Raw genomic sequence first — 409 nt, forward strand, 5'->3', positions numbered from 1 at the left:
AGCCCATGACGGCTCTGAACCCCGTCCTCACCGTGGGCGACCAGCTCACGGAGGCCCTCGAGCTGCACGGCATCGCCTACGGCACCGAGGCGGACAAGCGCGCCGTCGAGCTGCTCACCATGGTGGGCATCCCCGACGCCGCCACCCGGCTCAAGCAGTACCCCCACCAGTTCTCGGGCGGCCAGCGCCAGCGCATCGTCATCGCGATGGCGATCAGCTGCTCGCCGAAGGTGATCATCGCGGACGAGCCCACCACGGCGCTCGACGTGACGGTCCAGGCCGAGATCCTGGAGCTGCTGCGCTCCCTGAAGAACAAGATGAACACCGGCATCCTGCTCATCACGCACAACATGGGCGTGGTGGCGGACATGGCGGACCGCGTGTGCGTGATGCTCCACGGCGAGCTCGT

The 409-nt window shown here is 67.7% G+C and carries 1 protein-coding gene; it reads left to right on the top strand.

Annotation, left to right across the window (positions count from 1 at the left end; all coding sequences use genetic code 11):
• On the top strand, positions 1-409 hold a 409-nt coding region (locus C6558_RS39305), incomplete at both ends, for an ATP-binding cassette domain-containing protein (RefSeq protein ID WP_146161033.1).

Origin of the sequence: Ensifer sp. NM-2, assembly GCF_003024455.1 — a bacterium.
Lineage (GTDB): Bacteria > Pseudomonadota > Alphaproteobacteria > Rhizobiales > Rhizobiaceae > Ensifer > Ensifer canadensis.